The 24,678-nt window shown below is 50.9% G+C and carries 21 protein-coding genes; 15 read left to right on the top strand and 6 right to left on the bottom strand.

Features of this window, described 5'->3' with window-relative positions; genetic code table 11:
* The first annotated feature begins 70 nt into the window (after positions 1-70).
* The 9 genes from JW881_18225 to JW881_18265 all read left to right on the top strand — a co-directional run bounded on the left by JW881_18225 (position 71) and on the right by JW881_18265 (position 12,572).
* Positions 71-946: a hypothetical protein gene (locus JW881_18225; protein MBN1699464.1), complete on the top strand. Its 876-nt coding sequence runs from the start codon at positions 71-73 to the stop codon at positions 944-946.
* The gene (locus JW881_18230) at positions 924-1,997 is read left to right on the top strand and encodes a radical SAM protein (GenBank protein ID MBN1699465.1); all 1,074 of its coding nucleotides are present in this window, start codon (positions 924-926) and stop codon (positions 1,995-1,997) included. Before JW881_18225 ends, JW881_18230 begins: the two co-directional genes overlap by 23 nt.
* A 30-nt stretch (positions 1,998-2,027) precedes the next feature.
* On the top strand, positions 2,028-3,167 hold the full coding sequence (locus JW881_18235; GenBank protein MBN1699466.1) for a FecR domain-containing protein: 1,140 nt from the start codon (positions 2,028-2,030) through the stop codon (positions 3,165-3,167).
* Positions 3,168-3,469: 302 nt separating this feature from the next.
* A complete protein-coding gene (locus tag JW881_18240) occupies positions 3,470-4,459 on the top strand; it encodes a hypothetical protein (GenBank protein ID MBN1699467.1) in 990 nt (329 codons plus the stop codon).
* A gap of 51 nt (positions 4,460-4,510) precedes the next feature.
* Positions 4,511-5,593 carry a hypothetical protein gene (locus tag JW881_18245; protein MBN1699468.1) on the top strand — a complete coding sequence of 361 codons (1,083 nt, stop codon included), beginning with the start codon at positions 4,511-4,513 and terminating at the stop codon, positions 5,591-5,593.
* Between the two features lie 99 nt (positions 5,594-5,692).
* Complete coding sequence (locus JW881_18250) at positions 5,693-7,510, top strand: type IIA DNA topoisomerase subunit B (GenBank protein ID MBN1699469.1); 1,818 nt, start codon at positions 5,693-5,695, stop codon at positions 7,508-7,510.
* Between the two features lie 10 nt (positions 7,511-7,520).
* Positions 7,521-9,668: a DNA topoisomerase IV subunit A gene (locus tag JW881_18255; GenBank protein MBN1699470.1), complete on the top strand. Its 2,148-nt coding sequence runs from the start codon at positions 7,521-7,523 to the stop codon at positions 9,666-9,668.
* Positions 9,669-9,792: 124 nt separating this feature from the next.
* The gene (locus tag JW881_18260; GenBank protein MBN1699471.1) at positions 9,793-11,295 is read left to right on the top strand and encodes a hypothetical protein; all 1,503 of its coding nucleotides are present in this window, start codon (positions 9,793-9,795) and stop codon (positions 11,293-11,295) included.
* 86 nt (positions 11,296-11,381) lie between these two features.
* The gene (locus JW881_18265; protein ID MBN1699472.1) at positions 11,382-12,572 is read left to right on the top strand and encodes a hypothetical protein; all 1,191 of its coding nucleotides are present in this window, start codon (positions 11,382-11,384) and stop codon (positions 12,570-12,572) included.
* Positions 12,573-12,592: 20 nt separating this feature from the next.
* Here JW881_18265 and tsaD read toward each other — a convergent pair whose 3' ends face one another.
* The 5 genes from tsaD to JW881_18290 all read right to left on the bottom strand — a co-directional run bounded on the left by tsaD (position 12,593) and on the right by JW881_18290 (position 17,368).
* Positions 12,593-13,606, bottom strand: a complete 1,014-nt coding sequence (gene tsaD / locus JW881_18270) for a tRNA (adenosine(37)-N6)-threonylcarbamoyltransferase complex transferase subunit TsaD (protein ID MBN1699473.1) — start codon at positions 13,604-13,606, stop codon at positions 12,593-12,595.
* Positions 13,607-14,539: a divergent polysaccharide deacetylase family protein gene (locus JW881_18275; GenBank protein ID MBN1699474.1), complete on the bottom strand. Its 933-nt coding sequence runs from the start codon at positions 14,537-14,539 to the stop codon at positions 13,607-13,609.
* A gap of 309 nt (positions 14,540-14,848) precedes the next feature.
* Entirely contained in the window at positions 14,849-15,691 is an 843-nt protein-coding gene (locus JW881_18280) for an RNA polymerase sigma factor RpoD/SigA (protein MBN1699475.1), read from the bottom strand.
* A 177-nt stretch (positions 15,692-15,868) separates the two neighbouring features.
* Entirely contained in the window at positions 15,869-16,681 is an 813-nt protein-coding gene (locus JW881_18285) for a ZIP family metal transporter (GenBank protein MBN1699476.1), read from the bottom strand.
* 126 nt (positions 16,682-16,807) lie between these two features.
* Positions 16,808-17,368, bottom strand: a complete 561-nt coding sequence (locus JW881_18290) for a hypothetical protein (protein MBN1699477.1) — start codon at positions 17,366-17,368, stop codon at positions 16,808-16,810.
* Between the two features lie 214 nt (positions 17,369-17,582).
* Between JW881_18290 and flgF the strand changes: the two genes are divergently transcribed.
* From flgF to JW881_18315, 5 genes are read left to right on the top strand one after another with little or no spacing between them, the layout of a single operon-like run.
* The gene (gene flgF / locus JW881_18295; GenBank protein ID MBN1699478.1) at positions 17,583-18,437 is read left to right on the top strand and encodes a flagellar basal-body rod protein FlgF; all 855 of its coding nucleotides are present in this window, start codon (positions 17,583-17,585) and stop codon (positions 18,435-18,437) included.
* A gap of 14 nt (positions 18,438-18,451) precedes the next feature.
* Entirely contained in the window at positions 18,452-19,246 is a 795-nt protein-coding gene (gene flgG, locus JW881_18300; GenBank protein MBN1699479.1) for a flagellar basal-body rod protein FlgG, read from the top strand.
* An 11-nt stretch (positions 19,247-19,257) separates the two neighbouring features.
* Complete coding sequence (gene flgA, locus JW881_18305) at positions 19,258-20,226, top strand: flagellar basal body P-ring formation protein FlgA (protein ID MBN1699480.1); 969 nt, start codon at positions 19,258-19,260, stop codon at positions 20,224-20,226.
* Positions 20,216-21,229 (top strand): flagellar basal body P-ring protein FlgI, encoded by a 1,014-nt coding sequence (locus tag JW881_18310; protein MBN1699481.1) that lies wholly within the window; start codon positions 20,216-20,218, stop codon positions 21,227-21,229. Before flgA ends, JW881_18310 begins: the two co-directional genes overlap by 11 nt.
* Before the next feature lie 16 nt (positions 21,230-21,245).
* The gene (locus JW881_18315; protein ID MBN1699482.1) at positions 21,246-21,599 is read left to right on the top strand and encodes a rod-binding protein; all 354 of its coding nucleotides are present in this window, start codon (positions 21,246-21,248) and stop codon (positions 21,597-21,599) included.
* A 71-nt stretch (positions 21,600-21,670) separates the two neighbouring features.
* Here the strand turns inward: JW881_18315 and JW881_18320 are convergent, their stop codons facing one another.
* Positions 21,671-23,455, bottom strand: coding sequence for a hypothetical protein (locus tag JW881_18320; GenBank protein MBN1699483.1), 1,785 nt, complete (start codon positions 23,453-23,455; stop codon positions 21,671-21,673).
* A 207-nt stretch (positions 23,456-23,662) separates the two neighbouring features.
* On the opposite strand from JW881_18320, the gene JW881_18325 reads away from it, so the two are divergent.
* Positions 23,663-24,607: a hypothetical protein gene (locus JW881_18325; protein ID MBN1699484.1), complete on the top strand. Its 945-nt coding sequence runs from the start codon at positions 23,663-23,665 to the stop codon at positions 24,605-24,607.
* The last annotated feature ends 71 nt before the right edge of the window (positions 24,608-24,678 follow it).

Here is a 24,678-nt window from a genome sequence, read left to right on the forward strand (position 1 = left end):
ACGAGGTCAAGGAAGTATTGGTGTTAATCATCCCCTTGGAACAATGACGGTATTCTGATAGGATTTATTTATGGAAACATGTTCTCTCACGGAAATCAAGTCCCTCGGAACGGAACTCGATCTTTACGAGCGGAAAAAAAGAATCGATACAGGACTTGTCTCCCGCGGCCTTTATTTGCCCCTTCCCGTTTCCGGGAATGTGCTGATCTGGGGATTTGCCCTCATTGAAGCCTCAGAGAGGTGCGGGATTGATTCGTATATTGTTTCGAGGCTGCCGGAAATGGACAGGCACTCGATGCTTACACTTTCACTCCGCCTGGAAGACCGTCCGGGCGAATATTCCTGGGATGAAAAACTGAAGATAGTCTCCTACGCGGGGTGGAAAACCGTTCCGGATGATATTATCGGACTGATACAGGGCAGGGACGACCCCTCCCTTGAAGCCCGCCTGCGCGCCTATGAAAGACTTCCAGGCCCGGTCAAGGAATGCGTGAGACTCAGATACTGCGATATAAAAACAGCAGTTGCCAATGCGGGCCTGCCGGAAGGAATTTTCTCGGTGCTTCTCGAAAAAAAGGATAAGAAACGATTATCGTTCAGCGATACAAGGATACTTCTCGAATGGGTCTCCGATATCATGAAACGCGACAAACTTCCCGAAAGCGGCATTGTGAAACTGGTCGAAGAAATCCTCCTCGAGGCCGATCCGATGGCGGCCGCCGCCCGGAAGCGTTTTCCTCTCCTCACGCACCTGAACGGGCGTTTCGAGAGGATTTCGAAAGAGGTGCTTGCGGGAACGGGAGTGACCATGAAAGCCCCTCCATATTTTGAGGGCGGAAGCTTTTCGATATCGTTTTCGTTTTCAGGTAAAAGGAATCTTCTCAAGAAAATAGCGGCGATCGAGCGTCTCGGGGAACGGACGGATGAATTGTTTGAACTTCTATAAACGCTTTATCAAAAAAATTTATCTTTCTTCTTCGCTCGAAGGTCACCCGGACGTCGACCATGCACTCCGGCTTCTGGACGGTATTCCGCTTGCCGTGGTCGGGGGGAGGGACGACATACCTGAAAGAGACCGTTCCAGCCATACCCTGTTCATCAATCGTCCCGCTTCTTCGATTGTCGGGCGGTGTCCGGGGTCCCGGGGGCACCTTTGCTGCAACTACCTCACCGTCGATGTGTACGAAGGGTGTCCGATCGGGTGCACCTACTGTATCATGAAAAGTTACCTCAATTTTCAGCCGCTGACCGTCAATATTCAGACCGATGAGGCGATCGCGAGGATTGTCGAAATTTCTGAAAAAAATCCGGGGAAGACCGTCCGTATCGGCACCGGTGAGGTGGGCGACTCCCTTTTCTTCGATCCCCTTTTCAGACTGTCGGAGAGATTCGTGAAGGCCCTCGCGCGGCTTCCCAATGTGTATTTCGAATTGAAAACAAAAACGGATTTTGTCGACCACCTGCTCGATATCCCGGAAAAAGGGAACGCGGTCGTCGCATTTTCACTCAATCCCGATTCAATTTCAAAAACGGAAGAAGGTATTGCGGCGGCGCTCGCGGACCGTATCGGGGCCGCGGCAAAGGCGGCGGAATACGGGTTCAATCTCGCCTTTCATTTTGATCCGGTCTTCTATTATCAAGGCTGGGAAGACGATTACAGGGGGGTGATCCGGATGCTCGACGGATTTCCGCCGCAAAAGATCGTCTGGATCAGCATCGGGACATTCAGATATACCCGCGGGCTTCGTGATGCGATGGATGAACGGTGGTTTCTCTATGACGAGTTCGTCCCCTGCAACGACAAAAAGTTCAGGTATATCCAGCGCAAACGGGGTGCAATGTATGCCTCACTCGTTCGTTTCCTCGATTCGGTTCTTCCTGGTGTTCCCCTCTACATGTGTATGGAAAGCGGAGTTATGTGGCGGAAAATATTTGGTCAAAATCCGAGGAAAATCGATCGTCTTTGTGCTATATTTAAAAAGGTAGCATTACCATGACAATTATGAGGAATGATGGAGGAACTCGAGATGAATAGATTTTTTATTGCCGCGGTATGTATCGTTTCGTTATTTGCGGGTGTCGTGACCGCTTTCGGTGAGGTTGTCGGGAATATCGAATATTGCGACGGGGATATCGAAATAACACGGAACGGAAGGATCCTCGGCGCCGGTGACTGCCGGGAGGGCTCCGCTATTGAAAATTATGACCTCATACGGACATATGGTAACAGCGAACTCTCGATCGTTCTGACCTCCCCGCTCAGTCCGGGGACGGTCATCGATGTCGAACCGAATACGACCGTCACCATCGAAATCAACAAACATGCGGGAAAGAAGATGTCGGCCTTCGATATGCTGACCGGGGGACTCGCTCTCAAGGTAAACAAACTCGGCCAGGACCAGGATCTCTTCGTGCAGACGGAATCCGCGGTCATGGGTGTGCGCGGCACGTCATTCAATGTCACATCTTCTCCGGCGGGGGATATTCTTGTTGCCTGCGACGAGGGCGAAGTGGAATGCGTCGACGAAAAAGGAACGTCATTGCGCGCCGTACCCGGCGAGGTGGTGGAACAGCGCCCCGGGGAGTTGTTCAAAAAAATAGCCGTCAAGGTGAGTAACCTTAAAGAATTCAGGCGCCAATGGATCGCGGAACGGATAGAGGCCTTCAAACCCAACGCCCTCAAGGCGATCCGGGTTTATGCCGGATTATATGCGGTCCAGCTGATTAAATTCGAACGGCAATACAAGGATCTGATGAAGAATCAGGAGATTATCGAACGGTGGATAAAGGAAGAAAAAGAGGGTAAAACGGGTTCGACCATGGATAACCTCCGGGACAAGAAAAAGTTGATCGGTCCGCTTTTCAGGCTGCGAAGGATCCTCTTTATCTTCGAACGGGTGTATTTCCGTCTTCTGGAACTCGAAAGCTATCACGAACAGGGGTACGGGCACGGTACCATCAAACCGGGACTCACCACGGAACAGTTTTTCAAAGATTTCAACACGATATCGAAAGAACTTGCCGCAAAGGCGGGCCGGATCAGGTATATCGCAAAACTCTATGCAAAACGGAATAACGGCAGTTTTCCGGTCGAATTCGGCGGTGATGCGGGAGATGAAGATGATGGTGCGGAGGAAGACGATTTTTTCGGGGACGATGATATTTAGTTGACGGCGGGCCGGCATCCTGAAAAAACGTTTTGCCTTACGAGTCTTCCGGCATGAAATTGGAATTTCTCACGGAGGACACGGGGAAGAAAATAAAAAATATTTTCTCTGTGTTCTCTGAGAACTCTGACTGTGAGAAATTTTCTTTATACAAATCTGAATGAAAATCTTAAGCATTATAGAAAAAAATCGTTATTCAACAGGAACTAATATACTTTTTATTATAATTCAATTGACAAAAGTGATGACTTCTTCGAATATAGGGGATAGATTCCAATACTATTCCCGACAAGGAGGAGTGTATGATAAAAGTATATGGTTACCTGATTATTGCGGCAGCGGCGGCCCTTTTTATTCTGGCCGGTTGTTCGGATATCGCAGAGCCGGCCGGGCCTGTTACGGAGGAAGAGGCCGCATCCGCGTTGAATAAAGAGCTTTCGGCAGTCATGGCGTGCTACCAGAAAGCACAGCTTTCCGGCGACCCCGCTGCGGTCGATGAGTTGATCGGTGTTCTCGATGATTTTGACGCCAGATACGGCGGGGCGACCAAAGCGGAGTTTCTCGAGTTTCTCGAAAAGGGGAAAAAACAGAGCAGACTGACCGCACCCCTGACCGATTTTCCGCCGCTCGCGGATCTTCCACTCGGCTCGGACGGCGATGTCTATCTCGCGGGCGGGGCAAACAGCCTTGCCGGTTATCTCATCGACTGGGTGTCGCCGAATGCGACTGAGGGAAATTACAATCACGGTGCCGTATTCGATCTGGACAAATTCGATCCCACGAACCTCGAGGCCCCCTGTTTTCAGACGGCGATCGAGAAAGGTGCGGGTTTTGAAACGGCCATACAGTGGATGACCAAGCAGAATGTGTGTGTCATGAAACCCGTGGCCGCGCCCGACCGGTCGTCACTCGATACGGCGCAAAAAAGAATGGACTTTTATTGCGATCCGGCGAATACGAATATGGCGTATGGATTTTTTGAAAATACGATCGATGTTTTCAATATGGTGACAAAAAGCGACAATTATTACTGGTATTGCACAAAGGTGCCATGGCGGGTTTATAACGAACTCGGTATCGATATCGATTCCAATACATCCCTGATCGACTGGACGACTTCCGGCCTCTATTCGATCATGAAGACGTATTACAATATCGTCTATTTCTGGAGCAGAAGCAGGGCGAAAAAGGCATTGCAGGCTCATATCGATACCGCGCGGAGAACCCTCGTCCTGGCCGAAGAAGTATACTTTTCGCCCAGGTTTTCACGCTGTTATGAAGTCGTCCGGTAATGGCGCATTTCAATGCGGTGATGCCGTATTGAAATACATTATCGAGGTTCGATGAACAGGATCTGCTCTATCGCATGTGTTCTCTGTATCTGCTCGGGCTGTGCGGGGTCGCTTGCGCAGGAGACGGGAAAAATTTTCTTTCCGTTTTACAACCGGCTCTACGCGTATGACACCGTGGAGGGAACGCTTTCGGTTTTAAAGGAAACACCGTATCTTTTTTCACGGTATTTTCACCCGGCGGGCGGCGGCCGGACCGCCCGCACGTGTTACTGGTTGAGCGGAAACCTTTACGAAAAGCCTTTTGAAAAACACCTCTTTGTCTGGCACCCCGCAAGCGGCAGCCTCGAGACCGTCATCGAGGGCAATTTCATGAACATGTATCCACTGAAAGACGGTGTGGTGACTGTTTCCGGGGACTATACGCCGGGAAAGGGGTACCTGTTTGATTTCTTCCGGTATGACGGGTGCGGGAAGCGGCTGGAAAAACGCTACTCGGCTTTTCTCGATATACTGGTAAGCGATGCAGGAAGCGTCCCGTCACGTTTTATGATCGCCGGATACGAAGCTGAAGGCCGAGACAATCTCATTATCATAATCGATACTGAGGCGGGCAGCCACAGGGAACTCTTCAGGGAAAAAAGAGAAGATGATTTTCTCAAACTCGTGGTGACGGAGAAGGACCTCGTTTTTTTTCCGTCAAGCAGGGACTGGGAGGCGGGCGGGGAGGTTTCCTACCGTTTCTTCAGCCTCACCTCATGCGCGATCGAGGCCGGTTCCGAAACGCCTGAGCCGGTAAAAAAGTCGCTCGCTTCCGGGACGGGCGATGTGGTCCTTTACGGAAGCGGATATTATGCCGACGGACGTCTCTATGTCCAGGTCCTCGATAAGGATTACTCGATCGGCCTCTTCGAAATAGAAAACTATGACACGGTTCCCAGACATATGTCGTATCGGCTTCCCACGGGTCTCTATTCCCCCATCCAGGACACGACGGAGGCCGAACCGGGACGTCTCTGTTTTCTCGGCTACAATTATTACAGGGAAAAGAACCGCTTTTATTTTCTGCAATGCCGCCGTCCCCTTTCACGGGAATCCGTCGAATCGGCGGTGTGTCTGCCGATCGGTAACGAGTAGCAGAAGGGTAACGGTACGGGCCTGCCGCTTGCGCCCTTGACCTTATTACGCGAATCTGGGATAATTATGGAAATTTAAGTCAGTAACTGGGGAAATATTATGGGGAAATCACATGTCATCTATGATGAAAAAGCCATAAAAACCCTCGACGCTCTCGAACATATCCGTCTTCGAACCGGTATGTATGTGGGGAGACTCGGTGACGGGAGTCACCCCCAGGACGGCATCTATATTCTCCTCAAGGAAGTGATCGACAACAGTGTGGATGAGTTTATCATGGGAGAAGGCGAGAGGATCGAGATACGCCGCAAGGGTGATGAAGTGACCGTGAGGGATTACGGCCGCGGTATTCCGCTGGGCAAGGTGATCGATTGCGTCAGCAGGATCAATACCGGAGGGAAATATTCCGATGACGTCTTTCAGTTCTCGGTGGGTCTGAACGGCGTCGGTACCAAAGCGGTCAATGCGTTGAGCAGCGAGTTCGAAGTGGCCAGTTACCGGGACGGCCGGTATGTGCGGGGGCTTTTCAGTGAAGGGAAACTCGTTGAGAAAAAAGAGGGAAAAAAACCCGCGGAAAAAAACGGTACCTATATCAGATTTATTCCCGACCGCTCGATCTTCAAAAACTATTCCTGGAACGAGGAATATATCGAGTGGCGGCTTTCATTTTATTCCTATCTGAACTCCGGGCTTCTCATCAATTATAATGGAAGAAAATTCACGAGCAGGGAAGGACTCAAAGACCTTCTCGAAGCGGAAATCGGAAACGAACCGATTCTCTACAAGATCATCTATTACAAGGAACAGAAATGCGAGTTCGCCTTTACCCATACGATCGGGTATGGTGAAAATTATTTCAGTTTCGTCAATGGCCAGTACACGATCGACGGAGGAACCCACCAGACCGCGTTCAGAATGGGATTACTCAAAGGGATAAACGAGTACGCGGGGACGACCTTTACCGGCGAGGACGTGCGGGAGGGGATCATGGGGGCGATCGCGATCAAACTCAAGGATCCGGTCTTCGAAAGCCAGACAAAGAACAAACTCGGCTCGACGGAAATAAAGTCATGGATCGTCAATTCGGTAAGGGAACAAACGCTTATCTGGCTTCACAAGAACCAGACGGAATCGAAGAAACTGATCGAGAAGATCAAGACGAACGAGCGGCTCAGGAAGGAGCTTTCCACCATAAAAAAACAGGCGCGGGAACGGGCAAAAAAGGTCGCCATCAGGATTCCGAAACTTATCGACTGCAAGATCCATTACACCGACATACGTGACAAGCGTCACGAAGAAAGCAGTATTTTCATCACCGAAGGGGATTCGGCGGGCGGCGCGATGATTCAGGCGCGGAATGTTCATACCCAGGCCATTTTTTCACTCAAGGGGAAACCGTTGAATGTGTACGGGCATAAAAAGGATACGGTGTATAAAAACGAGGAGTTGTACAACATCATGTGCGCCCTCGGGGTGGAAGACGGGCTCGAGGGACTACGGTACGCGAAGGTCATCATCGCCACGGACGCGGATGTGGACGGTATGCACATCCGTAATCTTCTCCTTACCTATTTTCTCCGTTATTTCGAGGACCTTGTTATCAAGAACCATGTCTATATCCTCGAAACACCCCTGTTCAGGGTGAGAAACAAAAAGGAAACCGTCTACTGCTACAGCGAACAGGAGCGCGATGAGGCGGTGAAAGCGCTGAGTAATCCGGAGGTGACGCGATTCAAGGGACTCGGGGAAATCAGCCCGAACGAGTTCAAGCAGTTTGTCGGGGAGAATATGCGATTGATTCCGGTGCAGGTCGGATCGCTCGGAAAAGTTCATAAAATACTCGAGTTTTTCATGGGGAAAAATACACCGGAACGAAAACGGTTCATTATAAAAAACCTCAACATGGATGTCATATAGGGGCCGCGATATGAGTCAGTTAAAACCATTGATGGAAAGAAATTTCGTCGAATACGCAAGCTACGTGATCGTCGACCGGGCAATACCGGATATACGCGACGGGTGCAAGCCCGTCCAGCGGCGGATTCTGGACACCCTCATGACCATCCATGACGGCAAGTTCCACAAGGTGGCGAATGTCATCGGTGAAACCATGAAGCTCCATCCCCACGGCGACGCGTCGATCAGGGACGCTCTGGTCGTCCTCGCGAACAAGGAATACTTTATCGAAAAGCAGGGAAACTTCGGCAATGTCATTACGGGTCATAATGCCGCGGCACCCCGCTACATCGAGTGCAGGCTCACGCCGCTCGCCCGTGAAAACCTTTTCAACAGGCAGTTGACCGAATACAAGCCGAGCTATGACGGCCGTAAAAAGGAACCCGTATTTTTACCCGCGAAACTTCCCGTTCTGCTGATGCTCGGGGCGGAGGGGATCGCCGTTGGAATGACCACGAAAATACTGCCCCATAACTTTATCGAACTTCTGCGCGCACAGGTTGACATCCTCAAAAAGAAGCAGATCGAAATATACCCCGATTTTTTTCAGGGCGGACTTGTCGATGTCTCGGAATACGATGACGGCGCCGGAAGGGTCCGTGTCAGGGCGAGGATCGATACAAAGGGTGAAAAAAAACTCATCATACGGGAGATCCCGTATTCGACGACGACCACGAACCTTATCAATTCGATCGAAGCGGCCGTCCAGAAGGGGAAGGTCAGCGTCGGGACGATAAGCGATTTTACGACGGAACGGGTGGAAATCGAACTCCACTGTTCGCGGGGCGCCACGGTCGAGGACGTGCTGCCGCAGCTTTTTGCCTATACCGAATGCGAGATGAGTGTGAATTCGAATATCGTGGTGATCAGAAACAACCACCCGGTCGAGATCACGGTGACCCAGTATCTGAACGAGATCACCGCTCAGCTCAGGAACCAGATAAAGGCGGAACTCGAACTGGAACTGGCCGGCCTGACGGAACGGCGGCACTGGCTTACCCTCGAACATCTTTTTATCGTCAACAAGGTATATAAACGCCTCGAAAAAGCCGGAAGCGAAGAACAGCTCGTCGCCGAAGTATATGAGGGGATGATGGGCTTTTCATCCCTTTTTATCAGACCGATGACGGACGATGACGTCAAACGTCTGCTCGAACTGAAAATACGCCGGATATCGGTCTATGATATCAAAAAACACAAAAAAGAGACCGATGATATCGTGGCGCGGATCGAAGAGTGCGGGGAAAAACTGAAATCCCTCACAAAGACGACCATCTCGTTTCTCGAAGGCCTGATCGTGAGGTATGCGGATCACTATCCGCGGCGCACGGAAATCACGAGGTTTTCAACGGTCGACAAGAAAACGGTCGCAAAGGCCGATATCAGAATGAGTTACGATCCTGAAACCGGATTTTTCGGCACCTCCATCAGGGGCGGGGTATCGAGTATCACGGTCAGTGAATACGACAGGGTGTTGGTGGTAACGGACGACGGCACGTACCGGATCATGGCGCCGGCGGACAAGGTCCTCCTTACCGGCAGGATGCTGTATTGCGGTATATTCGATCAGGAGAAGGGGGCGGTTTTTACCCTCGTCTATCGCGACGATAACAAGGTCGCATGGGGCAAGCAAATCCATATCAGTAAGTTCATTACCGATAAGCTCTACACTCTTTTCCCGCCGTCACGCTACGGTATCCTCTATTTCAGGGAGAAAAATACTCATGATGTACTTCTGCTTCATTTTGTAAAGACCAAACGTTCGAAACTCCTTGAAGCCGAATACGATTGTTCCGGACTGAAAACGGCAAGCAACGCCTCGCGCGGAACCCGGCTTCACGCAAAACCGGTCGCCCGTATTACGATCGTGAAAGAGAAAAAAAAGGCGGCGGACGCAAAAATGACGAAAAAAAGATCGGTTGAAGCCTCGCGGCAAAAAAATAAGGCAAAACCGTCAAAAACGGCACAAAAGCCGCGAAAAAAGAGGAACGGATCGACAGCATCCCGTCAAAAATCACGGCAATCAACGAAAAAAGCGGGCACAAAGAAAAAGATGCCTGCCGTCAAAACCAAAAAAACCGGAAAGACAACCGGATCAAAAAAAAGAAAAAATCTCTGATGGCATTGTGCCGCCGATAACCCGCGATATCGCTGAAATACCTCTCCCGATGTCTTGATTTATAATCCCGGTTTGATTAGAGTATACGGTAGACACTTGAGGTGAGGAGGATTTCGAGAATCATATGGTAAAAACAAAAACAAAAAAGATATACGATTTCAACATGCCGAAGGTAAAAAATCAACTGGTGCGTGTTCTGAAACGGAGAAACAACGAATCGACGATTGCCGATCTCGTAGCCTCCTCCGGCCTGCCGAAGTTCCAGGTGGAACAGGCGGTCAAGGTGGTGCTCGACGAATACCGCGGGCATCTTCGGGCGACAGAATCGGGGGAACTCATCTATTATTTCCCCCATGGCATGACGAACCAGGTTGAAGGCTTCATTCCCGGATTAAAACGGGCTTTTGCGGGGTTTCTGAAAAGCCTGGGCAGGGTACTTGCCTTTCTTTTCAAGATATGGATCATGGTCATGCTCGTCGGGTACTTTTTGCTTTTTCTCGCGATTTTCCTCGCGGCGGTGGTGGCATCAATCGCGGTTTCAGCGGGAGGAAGGGGGAGAAGCAGCAGCCGCAGTTCGAAAGGGGGCGCCTTTTACCTCGTTATCAAGCTGTTCGAGCTCTTTGCCCGGATATGGTTCTACGGCCAGATCATAAAGGGACCGTCGGCGAGGAAACGCGGAAGGCCGCTGCACAAGGCGGTTTTCGCTTTTGTGTTCGGCGAACCGGATGTGAATAAGGATTTCGAGACAAACGAAAAGAAATATATCATTTCCTTTATCCAGAGTCACAAGGGGGCGGTCACCCTGGAAGAGTTCATGTCGATGACGGGAAAAGATTCCTACGAGGCAAACGAACTCATCAACCGTTACCTTCTCGAGTACGAAGGGGAACCGCGGGTGACGGATAACGGTGCGATCGTCTATTTTTTCCCCGAACTGCTCAGGACGGCGGAAACGGTCGAGGCGATGCGGGAGGTCTCACTCGGTACCCCGCCACGGAAGCGCCCCGTTCCCTTCAATTACAACAAGCAGTCGAAGAACCGCTGGATCGGGTTTTTCAACGGATTCAACATCTTTTTCGGCGCCTATTTCAGCTATTACGCGCTTTTCGAGCCGAACCTCCCTTTTATGGTCGGAAACAAGCTGATTGTCGATTTCGCGCTCGTGTACCGCTTTCTCAATGATTTTTTGCAGGGACTCGCCGACAATCCGCCGGCGCTCGTCTTTATCGCACTCGGGATCGTCCCCCTTTCGTTTTCATTCTTTTTCTACCTCATTCCCATTATAAGAAACGCGCGGCGAAAGGGAGAAAACGAGGCGATAAAGCGGGAAAACCTGAGAAAGCGGATCTACCGGACGATCCGTGCAAATCCGCTGGCGGTCGATACGGCGACGATGCGGGGAGCGGATGAGGAAGAACGCCCGAAAAACATGCCGCGCTTTATCGAGGACGAGGTCAAACGATTCGCCGCTTCGAAACAGGCGGATGTCGAAGCCCGCGCGGACGGGACGTACACCTATTCGATAACGGAACTCGACCGGGAAATAAAGGATGTGGAGGTCTTCAGAAATTCGGTCCGTCTTTCGGATTATGCGGTCGGAAAGAAGATATTCGATTCGGGAGAGTGAACGGGAAACCGTCCAGGTCGTCTACCATATACGGGTGCCGTCTCTCCGTCAGGCAGCCCCGATATTTTCAAGGGAAGGAGACCGTGATGATGAAAAGGGTCTTGATTGCAGGCTGTTTGCTTTTCGGTGTTATCGGGATATACGCCCAGGATACGAAAGATGCGATTGTCGGCAACTATATACGTTATTTCAACCAGGGTGATATCGATACAAAGATCAGCATTATCGAGAATTCCTTCAGGTTGAAGGATGTCAATATGGGGCCCCTCTATCATGAGGCGGTCGAGTTTATCATCGGCAATATCGGATTATTGAACAGCGCGCCGGCGGTCGGCTCGATGATTATCGATTCCCTAAAAAAAATCGAGGAGATACCCTACCGGGAGGCGAGGTATTCGGTTCTGAAACTCGTACAGGTCGACGATACGGGGGTGACGAGAACCTATGCGCTGGATACCCTGGCCGTGATCGCGAAAGGCGACCGAAACGTTATCGTCCAGTTAAACGAGTTCCTCGATCACCAGAACAAGCTTTTCCTGTCACAGAAAAAGCCGGATCTGCATATAGTCGATACCTGTATCAGAACACTCGGCGAACTCGGAGACAAAAGCTCTTTTTCCCGTATCTTTACCTCCTATACACTCAAGTATTCGGTCCATATCACGGAAACGGCGCGGTTGGCCCTGTTCAAGATCGAAGGTAGTTTCAAGGACAACCTCCTCGCCGTCATCGAAACGGGCCCGATCCCGGACCGCCGGAAGGCGTTCGAGTTCGGTATCGACCTCGAGGAGCTTTCCGATTCGGAGAAGAGGGATATAATTATTCGTTCGTTTAAAATGGCCCTGACCACCGACAGCGTCGTGACGGAGGAGCAGAAAATCCTCCGGGAGATACGCTACCGTGCGGTAAGGGAAATCACCGCGTATAAAATGAGTGAGGCAACGGACCTGGTGATCCGTCATTTCGAACGAACCAGGCAGGACCACCTTGTCGGAAGGGATACCAGGCCGCATCTCATCCAGGCGATAGACTGCCTCGGCAGTATGGGAAACCGCAAGGCGGCGAAAACGCTTGCCGATTATCTCGCCTATATGAACGCGATTACGGAAAAGAAACAGGTTTACGACGAGCAACTCGTCATTGCGGCCATCAACAACCTCGCGAAACTGAAGGATCCGATCGGTATCGATCCGGTCCAGTATGCCGTGTTCCTCGATTACAGCGAACGTGTCAAAAAAACGGCACAGGAAGCCGCGGACAAACTGATCGGGATGTAGTGTATGCCGCAGGAGGACTGTTACGGGTAGGTTTTTCTGAACAGGGGAACCCGCGCTTCGGCGTTCAGATCGAACGAGTCCCTCCTGCCTGCTTCAAGATAGCGGTAACCGAGGCCCGCCACCATGGCGGCATTGTCGGTACAGAGCCGGGGGGAGGGGAATACCGATTCGATTCCCTCTTCTGCACCAAGCCGTTTTCTGAGATAGCTGTTTGCCGAAACACCGCCGCCGGCGACGACCGTCGCGAGGCCGGTATCCGCGACAACCCGTTTGACGCGTGAGACGATTATATCGATTGCCGTTTTCTGGAAGGAGGCGGCGATATTTTCCGGAGTTTTTTCATATCCGGCGTTCAAGAATTGATCGAGCTGGTTGACGACCGCCGTTTTGAGGCCGGAATACGAAACGTCATAGCTGTGATCGCCTTTGTGCAGGGACGGTTTCGGAAAGGAAAACGCGTCGGGATTTCCTTTTTGCGCGAGTTTGTCGATGACAACGCCGCCGGGATATCCGAGATCGTAATATTTTGCGACCTTGTCAAATGCCTCGCCGCAGGCGTCGTCGATCGTGGTACCGAGTACCGAAAAGCTGTCATAGCCTTCGACGAGCGCGATGATCGTGTGGCCCCCGGAAACCAGAAGCCCGATATAGGGGTAGGGGATATCTTTTTCCAGGTGCGGAGCATAGAGGTGGGCGTAAATATGGTCCACCCCGACAAACGGGATGCCGCATGCGGCGGCCAGCCCCTTGGCATAGGAAAGACCGACCAGAAGCGAACCGATAAGGCCGGGACGGTAGGTGACCGCAATACCGTCAATATCGTGTACTGAGAGGTGCGCCCGTTCCAGCGCTTCGGTGACGACGGGGGTGATCCATTCCGTGTGTTTGCGTGAGGCGATTTCCGGTACCACACCGTAATACGGCCTGTGGATATCGATCTGTGATGCGACACAGTCCGAAAGGATGGTTTTTCCGTCCCGAACGACCGCGGCCGCGCATTCGTCGCACGATGTTTCGATGCCCAGTATTTTCATTCAATGTATTCCATTATTCCGGCCGTAATGAACGGTCTGTTTTAATTCGGAAAGTGTTACCAGACGCACGTTCTTTTCCCTGAAAACCGGCATATACTCTCCGAGAATATCGATAATAACGGTATTACGGATATGACCGATCAGTACCGCGTACCCGGTCCTGACGGCCAGCTCCAGTCCTTTTTTCATCTGGGTTCTGATTATATCATCATCCGTCTCGTAGTCAAGGAAGATATGCCGTTCGAAGAAGGGGACATCATATAATGACGCGCTTTGTTCGGCGACTGAATATGGCGTTGTTTTCGAATCGAGAAAATACATTCCCTTTTTTTTGAAAAAGGCGAGAACGACATCCATGAGATGTTCGTCCGCCGTTGCCTTTGAGCCCATATGGTTGTTCGCTCCCGCGGCGCCGGGAACGGATGAGAGGTTTTTCTCGAGTATCGATTCGATTTCATTGGCGGTAGAGGTGGTGTAAATCGCCCCGGGGCCGGGGTCTTCATGGCCGAGGGGTTCCATCGGCTGGTGCAGCAGCACCTCTTTCCCGGCATCAAGGATGCGCCGCGCGGATTCCCTGCTTTCGGGAAGCTGCGGAAGAACCGCGATGGAAAGCGGGGCGGGAAAATCAAGAAAGTTCGTGAGTTCGGAAAGACTGTAGCCGGCATCGTCGATGACGATCGAGAGAAAAACCTCGGGTTCTTCTCTTCTTGCCGGTCCCCCCGTCCTTTCAGGTACGGGGGCTTCGCCGTTTCCTTCCGTTTCTGCAATATCGTTTCCAGGTTTTTCCGGAATAAAGCAGAGGATGATCGTAAGAAGAAAAAAAATAATGAAAAGCATGACGACTGCCCTGATCGAACGTTCTTTCATCATCGATTTTTTTGTCTGCCTTCTTTTTTTAACCGTATTGTTTACGCCGCTGTTATTTTTTTTCATATCGTCTCATCCCACCCTCAATCATTGTGCAAAAAGCAGGGGACAACAACCCCCGGTGTCCTGATGCTCTGGCAATTCCGGACGGCTTGACATCCGGATTATCGGGGATATCCCATATTTTATGTTTTCGGCAGGGACAAGCGATGTTATAACATCCGGCGATATATTTATGGAGATGGAAAGGAATACGTATACGGGTTGACGATACAATAACATGTATGACATTGGCGGTATAAAGCCGGGATTGTGTATGTAATGGGGAGGACCTGCAAGGAAGTGATCCGTTTGCAGGCCCGCCCCGTCATTGTATCAGTTGATGCAATACTCCCGCAGTTCTTCCGCATTCTCCTTGAGTTTCGAAAGCGCCCTCATTTCAATCTGGCGTACAGTTTCGGGAGAGATACCCATCCGTGCGCCGATCGTTTTCAGCGTACATTTTTTTCCGCCGTAAAAGGAATAACGGTAGAGGATGATCTCTTTTTCCTTTTTACGCAGCCTGTCGAGATGTTTCAGTGTTTCCTCATGAAGGTTTTTCTGCATTAATTCCCTGTCCGGATCATACGAATAATCTTCCAGCACCTCCTGGAGTGTTCCCGACATATCGTTCGTCTCGCTGTCAAGGGAGACAATATGATTGGAGATTGTCAGGATATTGATGATCTCTTTTTCATCGATACCGAGTTCTACCGCCACTTCATGCATATCCGGGGTTCTCATGAGTTTCTGGGACAGAGCATTGATTGTCTTGTTGATTTTCCGCAGCTTTTCTTCCTTTCTGTGAGGAAGACGAATCGCGCGGCGCTTGTTTGAAAGCGAACGAACGATCGATTGCTTGATCCACCATGATGCGTAGGTGCTGAACCGCACATTCTTCCTGAAATCGAACCGGTCCGCCGCTTTCATGAGTCCGAGGTTTCCCTCCTGGATAAGATCGAGAAAGGAAACATCGTTCGTTTTAAAGCTTCTGGCAATTTTTACCACCAGCTTTAAATTGGCTTCGATGAGTTTCTGACGGGCTTCAAGATTTCCTGCCTGGATTTTTTTTGATAATTCAAGCTCCTCTTCGAACGTCAGGAGCGGTGTATCTTTTATCTGATCAAAGTAGGATTGCAGCGGATCTGTCTGGGATCTCGTCGTCTTGTTTCTTACCATAAATATCCCCCTCTATGCGAATAATAATGCAATTATTGTGCCACATGAGGAATGGTGGATTAAATTTTTAATTATTTATAATATAGATAATTAAAAAAGGCTTTCAATCGGGGCGGATATCCGGCTCAGAAAGTGTATGATATTTCATACACTGTTTATTATTGTGAATATACTGATTTATCCAAGCGCCACATCGAGGGCCATCATGATCGCGAAACCTGCCATCGCACCGAGGGTCGCGATATGGGTATTCCCCGATCCCTGCGATTCGGGAATAACCTCTTCGACCACGACAAATATCATGGCGCCGGCGGCGAAAGCCAACGCGTAAGGAAGAATCGGTTTCATCAGGATAACGAGGGCCGCGCCGCATACACCGGCGACCGGCTCCACGATTCCGGACAGCTGACCGTACCAGAAACTCTTGAGGCGCGAAAGCCCTTCCCGGTGAAGGGGGACGGAGACCGCTGTACCTTCGGGAAAATTCTGTATACCGATACCCAGCGCGAGAGCGATAGCCCCCCCGAGTGTCGCGGAGTCGACTCCCGTGGCGATCGCCCCGAAGGCGACACCCACGGCAAGTCCTTCGGGAATATTGTGAAGGGTGATGGCGAGGACTAAAAGGATGCTCCGCCGCCACGATGTTTTTACCCCCTCTGCATGTTCGATCGGTTCACCGAGATGAAGGTGGGGGAGAAATCTGTCGATGAGACGAAGAAACGCGCCGCCTGAGAGAAACCCTATCACCGCGGGAAGCCATGCGGGAACGCCCGAGCCTTCCGCCATTTCTATCGCCGGCGCAAGAAGCGACCAGAAGCTTGCCGCGATCATCACGCCCCCGGCAAAGCCGAGCATTCCGTCGAGGACTTTACGGTTCATTTTCTTAAAAATAAAGACGAGCCCGGCCCCGAGTGCGGTCACAAACCAGGTAAAACCGGTTGCGATAAGGGCCTGAAGCACATGATTGAGATTTTTAAACCATTCATACATAGCGGTTCACCTCTCTTTTTTAAGAATCATTACAATCCTCTCTCAACGATTATGGATAATACCAGAAAACACACGGGTTGTGAAGACGCTTGTAACGATGATAGGCCTGAGTGATCGGAAATAACGTCACCCGGAGATGCCCAGTTCGGAAAAGACATTTTTCCAGAAGACCGTTTCCTCGAGGGTTCCCTTCAGATAGCGGGAAACGAGTAAACGGACCGCTTCCGGAAAACTCTGCCAGTATCGTTCGGGCCAGTCACCCATTGCGGCCCTGAGCCGTTCGTCTTCTTCTTTCGGCATTTTGTTGATACTGAATGCGATAAACTGGCGGATCATCTCGAGTATCATTTCAGGGGGAAACCGGCCCGTCGGTTGATTTTTCCTTTCGGGTTCACCGACCCATTCCTTGAGAAGAACATCGAGTTGTTCATCGGTGATTTCCGGGGCGTTTTCCTTTATCATGCGGATGACCATGTCCCTCACCGTATGCCTGATCTGCTCGAGGGGCACCTTCATCTGTTTCCCGATCTCTCTGCTCATCCCCGCCGCCATGTCACTCAGGCTTTTCCCGGACGGACCGGCAGCGTTCCGTTCCCTTCGTTTTATCGCTTCCTTGATTGCGAATAGTTCTTTCTCCGTTGCCCGGTTGAGGATAAAATCAAGAATGACGGTCAGGTTGTTTTTCATCGTCGTTACTATCAGTATATCCCAATATCAAAGTAAAATACAACCCGGCATACATCACGGCGCATGCGTTTATCGATTTTTAATATTCGTAAACGCGACTGTTTGTAAGAATTCGCACATATATGTCTTTTCCGGCATGAAACCCTCATTAAGGAAAAAAATAATCGACCGATAATTGTAATGATCATGAAACTTTTAAAACCGGAGGTGTCCCTTGATACGAGGAATGTATACCGGTGCGAGCGGTATGGTCGCACAGATGCACCGTCTCGATGCGCTGTCAAACAACCTCGCGAATGTTGATTTGAACGGCTACAAGCGGGATACGACCATCCACAAAGCCTTTCCCGAACTGCTTCTCCGAAGAATGGACGATGACGGGGTATATAATTTTCCTTTCGGATCGGTCGATACCATGCCGATTGTGGGGAAACTGGGAACCGGCGTCGAGGTCAACGAGGTGTTCACCATTTTTACCCAGGGTTCCCTCAAACAGACGGAAAACCCCTTCGACCTCGCGATCGAAGGGAAGGGGGAAGAGTTTTTCTGTATTCTCACACCAGAGGGCGAACGATACACCCGTAACGGCGCGTTTCTCCTGAACAATGAAAGCTACCTTGTCACCAAGAACGGGGAATATGTCCTTGGTGAAAACGGACCGATCAAGTTGAAGAAAAATAATTTCATGATCGATCAGGACGGGGTCATCTACCAGAACGCGGCATACAGCGGGGACGACAACCGGCTGGTAAGTATGGAAGAGAACGAGTGGGAAAATACCGAGCGGGTGGACAGGCTCAAACTCGTGGATTTCAAACGGTCCCGTTATCTGAGAAAAAAGGGGGATTCCTTCTGGAATTCGACGGAGGAATCGGGGCCGGCCGTAATTATCGGCGAAAGCGGGCGGCCGAAGATACGCCAGGGATTCGTTGAAGGTTCGAACGTGAATCCGGTCGTCGAGATGGTCGAGATTATCGAAGTGCACAGAAGCTATGAAGCGAACCAGCGCCTGATACAAAGTGAAGATCAGATGTCGGGCAAGCTCATTAACGAAGCGGTAAAGCTATAGGAGGATAACGATATATGATGAGATCATTATGGACTGCGGCATCGGGAATGATCGGCCAGCAGTTTAATATCGATACGATTTCAAACAACCTCTCCAATGTCAATACGACGGGATTCAAAAAGAACAGGCCGGATTTCGAGGACCTGCTCTACCAGACACTCAGGGTCGCGGGAACGCCCGCCACCGAGGTGACCAACATCCCCACACCTATCCAGGTCGGCCATGGTGTGCGCCCGGCTGCGACGCAGAAAATATTCTCCCAGGGGAATCTCCAGTTCACGGACAATATCTCCGATATGGCGATCGAAGGGGAAGGGTTTTTCCGGGTGCTGCTTTATGACGGGACATACGGCTACACGAGGGATGGTTCGTTCAAGATCGATTCAAACGGCCAGATCGTCAATTCAAACGGATACCGGCTCATGCCGGAAGTCATTCTGCCTGAAGGCTTTGTCCGTGAAAGCCTGACCGTGTCACAGGACGGCCGTATTACCGTCAAGGTAGCGGGATCGGACGATATTCTCGAAGTGGGCCAGCTCGAATTATACCGGTTCGTCAATCCGACCGGGCTTCATGCGATCGGAGAAAATCTCTTCAAGGTCAGTAACGCCTCCGGCGAAGCGATCACCGGAAGACCCGGATTCGACGGGATGGGGAAAATCATCCATAAATATCTTGAAATGTCGAATGTCTCGATTGTCACGGAAATGGTGAACATGATCGTCGCCCAGCGGGCGTATGAACTCAATTCAAAGGCAATCCAGACATCGGATTCGATGCTGGCAACCGCGAACAACCTGAAACGATAACAGGGTGAGGTATGGGTAAGGCCGATATGACAGGAAAAATCGCGTTGACTCATCTCGTTATGTTCCTTTGTTTTTGTTCTGTCCTCTACGGTGAACGCGGTAACGCGTCTTCGATTCATATGAAGGACGTAGTGATTTTAAAAGATGATGAAATACGTGTATCATATCTTGTCGCGCCGGCAGATAAACGACTCGATACGGCCGTTCTCTCCCTTGATCCGGATTCGCTTCATATCATCCCCTCCCGGGTGATACGTGATGCATTGCGGCCGCCGGGTGAACCGGTGGGCGTTATCGTCGGGAGACATACCGCGGTTGTCCCCCGAAGGCAGGCCTCGATGCTCGGCCCCGGTTTTGCGGAAGGATTCTGCCGGTTTCTGCTTTCCGAGGTGTACGACCGCGACGTGCGGGCGGAAGTCGAAATTAACGGCAGCCCGGTACTCCCCGACGGAAAGGCGGGGGAGCGGTATTCGTTCCGTTTTCTCAAGGCAAACCGTGTGAACGGCAATCCGTGGGGGGAGGCGATCGTCGAGTATGCATATGCAGACGCTTCGGGTGAGGCGGCACGTTTCAATCTTTTTATCCGTTTTCGTCTGTTTATACCCGCATTCAAGGCGCATCGTGATATCGAAGCAGGCGGGCAAATCACCGTGGAATCCCTCACTGCCTCCGAGGCCGAAATATCACCGTTTACCGAAGCGCTTCTCCCCGTTTCACGGAATCCCGGTCAGTATATCGCACGTACGGTGATAAATAAAAACGAGTTCATCCGGATGCGGAATCTTTCAAAACGGATCGACGTTCGTGCGGGGGACGAGGTCGTGATCATCATCAAAAAGGGAACGATACGGTTGACCATGAGCGGTACGGCCTGCAATTCGGGGAGTATCGGTGATGAGATACGTGTGCGGCCGCACGATTCCGGAATATGGCTCGATGCCGCGGTGACAGGGGAGAAGGAGGTGCGGATTGGCATATAAACCGGCTTTAGCCGCCTTCCTTTTCATGTTTTGTGCTGCGTTTCTCTTTTCGGTACCGACCGTGCGTATCAAGGATATCGCCTCCCTGAACGGCATACGCGACAATCAGCTTTCGGGGATCGGGCTTGTCACCGGTCTTGCGGGAAGAGGCGATTCATCCGGTTCCCCCCTCCTCAGACAGACCCTTTCGAACCTCCTTTCGAATTTCAATATCGAGGTAAGCCCTGATGACCTTAAAAGCAAGAATTGCGCGGTGGTTATGGTCACCGTGGAACTTCCCCCGTTCGTCCGTCCCGGTGACAGGGTGAACGTCACGGTGTCGAGTATCGGTGACGCCAGAACACTCGAGGGGGGAATCCTGCTTCAGACGAACCTGAAAGCGGCGAATAACCGTGTTTATGCCGTCGCCCAGGGGAGGGTGCTTGTCCCCAAAACGGGACAGGTCGTTGAAACAGTCGGAACGATTACCGGAGGCGGTATCGTCGAACGGGAAATCACATCGGTCTATAACGAAAACGGTAAAATCAGGATTATCCTGAGAAACCCGGATTTTGTGACGGCCAGCAAGGTCGCGGAAGCGATTACCGGTGCGTTTGACAACATACAGGTGGAAAGCCGGGACGCGGCGATGATCGAGGTGACGATACCCGAATCGCGGCGCGGAAATCCTGTCGCATTTATCGCGGAAATCGAGGCCCTCACCCTTGTCCCGGATATATCGGGAAAGGTCGTCATCGATCCGAACTCGGGGGTTATCATTATCGGTGAAAACGTGAAAGTGGGGAAAGTCGCCGTTTCATACCGTGATATCAATATTACCGTCGGTTCGTATTACGGGCAGCAGGAAGAAAGCGGGGACAAATTCGTGATCGAGGATACGACGACGGTGAACGATCTCGTCGACGTCTTGCGGACGGCGGGACTCTCGACGGATATTATTATCGGAATACTGCAGGCAATCGAACGATCGGGGGCGCTGTTCGGTACCCTGATCGTCATGTAAGTGAAGGAGGAAGGATATGGGAGTACTCGATATCGGGAGTTTGGGGGTCCGGGATACCTATCATACGGCAAGGATGGAAGCCGCGGAAAAGAACGTAACGGCCGGAAAGAACGCGGTGACATCAAACGGGAACAAAAAGAACGGAAAATTGTACAAGGCGTGCCGGGAGTTCGAGGCGATCTATATCAAACAGATGCTCGATGTCATGAGAAAGACCGTGAACAAGACGGGACTTCTCGACGGCGGATTCGCCCAGGATGTTTTCGAGGATATGCTTTATGACGAATACGCGAAAAAGATGGCCGAGAACGCGGGTTTCGGGTTGAGCGACGCCCTCTACAAACAGCTTTCGTCTTATGTCGAAGAGTAACGGGCGACCGCTTTGTGCCTTGCTCACATCTCATCTGATATGTCTTTAATCATATATACCGATGTCATGACTCATTTGCCCAGGATGTCGTTCCACGACCAGCCGATTGCCGCGCGAAAATACGATGAGGGACTGAAGAAGTTTTCGATATCCGTGACGATATACGAACCTTCGATAATAAACCCTCCAAGCGATATCTTTACCCCCATATCGAGACCGTCGAGTGCGCTTCCCATGACACAAAAATAGTAACCGCCGTATACCTGGATAAAGGTGCCGCCGCCCCCGAAACGGAGAAACCCCCTGACCGGGACATCGAGAAAAAGCACTTCAATGTCAAGATTCTCTTCTTTCCAGGTCATGAATGCGCAGCCGGCTTCAATCCCGACACCCAAAAAAGGAAGAAAATTGAGAAGGACATCGGCATAGTAGTTGACCCGGCTGCTTAACAGCATTAGAAGGAGGGAAATATTGATCGGGTAACTCCCCCAGTCTGGTGTATCGAAGAACCCCATGGACAGGCTTGCGCCCATGCCGATATTGAAGAGGGGGCGCGAATGCGATGAAATTGTTTTTTCCGTTTTGGGGACCGTTTCTGAGATTTCATCCGCTTCGATGATTTCCGGTTCCGTTTCTGAAACCGTTTCTTCTGCGGGAGCTTCCGGTACCGCTTCTGCTGCCGTTTCTTCAGAGGATGCTTCAGGTACGGTTTCATCGGCTTTATGTTCCGGTTCTGTGGTAACCGGGACCGATTTCGGTTCGTAGAGCTGGCCGGTTGGTGAAAGAATATATCCTTTTTTGCCGTTGGCGGAGGCCCTTTCCTTTAAAAACGAAAATACAAGCCGGTTTTTTTCAATCGCTTTCAGGTAGACTGAATCGATGAAACCGGAGTAACGCGTCTGATCGCCGGTCCTGATGATCTGCTCGTAGAGGTTATATATTTCATTGAGATCGTATCCTGCGCCGCTTTTCTCTTCTTCGATAACGACAATGAGGGTGCCGTTCTCGACATCACTGACTATGAACTCCCGCTTTTCCGGCGGTTTATCCTTAATCGAAGGTGTATCCGGTGATCCTTTATCCGAACTCCCCGTTTTTGTCTTTTCAAAGGCGGCCGCTCCTTCCGGGGAAGGGGGCGTCGGCTCCCCCACGGCCTCAACGCCCGGTGGGGCCGTCGGAAGCGGGGTCGTCTCCGCTTCAGGGGAGAGTGGAATCGTATTGCCGGTAAAAGGGTCCTTGATTGCGGATTCGAACACAAGCCGGCCGGCAAGGAAACGGTACCGGTCCGAAAGGGGAACGGATCTGAACTGCCCGCCGTAGCTGTCGGCCATCCTGTCTTCGGTGACGGTGATGATTTCCCCCCTGCTGTTCGAGAAAAAACATTCGCCTTTGAGAACAAAGACACTTTCTTCCTTTCCCCGCTTGACAGTCATCCCGAAATCTGCGCGAGAGGCGGTGCATATCGATGTTCCGCAGATAAAACGGGATGGGACGCTGCGTGTTTCGGGACCCGTAACGACACGGCATGTTCCCTCGATGAGTTTGAATGTGAGACCTCCCGTCTCCCCGGACGTCCGTACGGATTCGATTTTGAAAGTGGTTTTATCGTCGAGTTTGATGCCGGTACGCCCACCCCCGAGACTGAGTTCACAGGAACTTCGAATTCCCGTCTCGATCACACTTCCCGGGGGGACCGGGTCGCCTTTGATGAGTTCTTCAAAAGGTATCAGGCGAAAGTCGGGGGTGTAGATGACGATTTCTTTGCCGCCGATATAAGAAAGAACGGCCTCTTCCGCCGTCACTGAAATAACGGCACACGAAAGTAAAAAAAGGAAGATAATAGCGTTTTTAGTCATTGCACCTCCGCTTGACACGATAAACAGTTAATCCGCCAATGTTTGATACCTGCCGGCAGGAAGACGGCAGGCAACCGCATCGACAACGCATCGGTTTACGGAAAAACTCAGCCGCCGCCATTAATTTTATCACAAAAACCCCATAATATCTATAAAAAAAGATGTCTGCTATTTGAAAACATGATGATATTGGCTTATAGTGTGAGTATGAAACATCACATCCTATTAATAAGTATAATCTGTGTCATTGTTGCCGGATGCGCGAGCGGACCTTCATTTACAAGCGGTGAATGCAGCCCCGAAGATATGGTGAAGCTTCTTCACCCGGAAGCGAATGTTTTTTTTGTCGTCAATGTCGGAGAAATGAAGAAAAACGACTATATAACCCGGTTGTTTTTCACGGCGATGAAGGAAATAAAAGAACTGAACGCTTTTTTGAATGAATGCGATATCGACCTCGAAGAGGACGTCTATTTTCTTTCCGTCGGTCTTATCGATTTTATTCCCGGCGCCAAAAACAATGAAGGCTCGGTTATCATCAATCTCCGGTATGACCGGAAACTTCTCGCCGACTGGTTAAAGCGGGACGGTTTTACGGAGAATGAAAACACACCTTCGCATATCGCCGTCTATACAAAACAGTCCGGCGACGGACTCGATTGTTATGCCTTTTTAAGTGACTCGCTGGTTTTCATGGGAAGCGAATCGGTGCTGGCGGTACTCCTCGATCCGGAGAAGGAAGAGAAAGCGGAAAGTCTTCTTTCTATCGCGCAGACCGTCGAGATGAATGCCGCCGGATTCGGAGGGATCACCACCTTTGGCGACTTTCTCAACGCTTCCGACGAAGATAATGCGGCACTTGTCATGACCCTCTTTTCAGGTGTTGCCTCAGTCGCTTTTTCCGTCGATGTGGGTGATGACGATCTCCTTGTTCAATGCCTTTTACTCGTTGCGGATGAAGATCAGAAGGCGACCATTTTTACCATTATGAATCTCTCAAAAAGCCAGGCTTCTTCGGGGGCCGATAATCCGGCCCTTGCCGGGATAATGAAGTCAATGAAAGTCACGAAGGAAGAGAAAGGTGTCATGCTTGAAATGAGTCTGCCGCTTTCCATGCTGGGTGATGTGATTTCGTCTTTCGCGACGGAGTGAATCGGTAACAACGCAGGGGACCTGTCTCGTCGACGTGATTTCTCTATAAAAAGCAGGGGTATCCCGATTGA

The organism is Spirochaetales bacterium, from assembly GCA_016930085.1.
Lineage (GTDB): Bacteria > Spirochaetota > Spirochaetia > SZUA-6 > JAFGRV01 > JAFGHO01.